The organism is Corallococcus sp. Z5C101001, assembly GCF_007352635.1.
GTDB classification, from domain to species: Bacteria; Myxococcota; Myxococcia; order Myxococcales; family Myxococcaceae; genus Corallococcus; species Corallococcus silvisoli.
The window spans coordinates 1-1,562 of sequence record NZ_VKLU01000057.1; the positions used below are offsets into that span (position 1 = coordinate 1).

1 protein-coding gene is annotated in these 1,562 nt (G+C 70.1%); it reads left to right on the forward strand.

From position 1 onward, the window contains the following. On the forward strand, window positions 1-1,562 hold a 1,562-nt coding region (locus tag FOF48_RS36175; protein ID WP_143909563.1), incomplete at both ends, for an AMP-binding protein.

Here is a 1,562-nt window from a genome sequence, read left to right on the forward strand (position 1 = left end):
TCGCCCATGGCGGGCCGGACGCGCTCGGAGTTGGAAGGCCTCATCGGCGTGTTCGTGAACACGCTGGTGCTGCGCGCCCGGTTCGCGCCGGGGATGACGTTCCGCCAGCTGCTGCGTCAGGTGCGTGAGGCTCAGGTGGGGGCGACGGATCACCAGGACCTGCCCTTCGAGCAGTTGGTGGAGGCGTTGCAGCCGGTGCGCGACATGTCGCGCAGTCCGCTCTTCCAGGTGATGTTCGTGTTGCAGAACGCGCCCCGGGGGCCGGTGGCGCTCCAGGCGTTGAAGCTGCAGCCGCTGGAGTTGGAGACGCGCACGGCGAAGTTCGACTTGCTGATGCAGGTGGCGGAGACGGACGAAGGCCTGCGCGGCTACCTGGAATACGACACGGCGCTCTTCCTGCCGCCGACGGTGGAGCGGATGGTGGAGCACCTGAGGGTGCTGCTGGAGGGGGCGCTCGCGAGGCCGGACGAGCAGGTGGTGCGGTTGCCGCTGCTGACGGTGGAGGAGCGGAAGCGGCTGCTGGAGACGTGGAACGAGACGAAGCCCGAGCCGCTGCCGTGGGTGGGGATGCATTCGGCGTTCGAGGCGCAGGCGAAGAAGACGCCGGAGTCGGTGGCTGTCGTCTACGAGGGACGGGCGCTGACGTACGGACAGCTCGACGCGCAGTCGACGCGACTGGCACGGCACCTGGTGAAGCAGGGAGTGCGGCCCGAGGGACGGGTGGGGCTGTACGTGGAGCGCTCGGAGGGAATGGTGGTGGGGCTGCTGGCCATCCTGAAGACAGGGGCGAGCTACGTGCCGTTGGACCCGTCGTTCCCGCCGGAGCGGCTGGCGTACATGCGGGACGACAGCGGGATGGCGGTGCTGGTGACGCAGCAGTCGCTGCGAGGGGGACTGGAGTCGGCGGCGACGAAGGTGGTGTCGCTGGACGGGGACGCGGAGGAGTACGGCCGGGAGGAGACTTCGGGGCTGGGAGTCGAAGTGGCGGCGGAGTCGGTGGCGTACGTCATCTACACGTCAGGGACGACGGGGAGGCCGAAGGGAGTGCAGGTGCCGCACGGGCCGGTGGCGCGCTTCCTGTCGGCGATGAAGGAGGAGCCTGGGCTGAAGGCGGAAGACGTGCTGGTGGCGGTGACGACGCTGTCATTCGACATCGCGGTGTTGGAGTTGTTGCTGCCGTTGTCGGTGGGAGGGCGGGTGGTGGTGGCGCCGCGAGAGACGGCGGTGGACGGGAAGAAGCTGGGGGCGCTGCTGGAGGCGAGCGGGGCGACGGTGCTGCAGGCGACGCCGAGCACGTGGCGGCTGTTGCTGGAGGCGGGGTGGAAGGGCGCGGGAGTGAAGGCGCTGACGGGGGGCGAGGCGCTGCCGAGGGAGTTGGCGAAGGCGCTGAGGGAGCGGTGCGGGGCGGTGTGGAATGTGTACGGGCCGACGGAGACGACAGTCTGGTCGACGGCGCACGAGGTGGAGGAGGGAGAGGGCCCCGTCTCCATCGGGAGGCCCATCGCGGGGACGCGGGTGTACGTGCTGGACGGGGCGCTACAGCCGGTGCCGGAGGGAGTGCC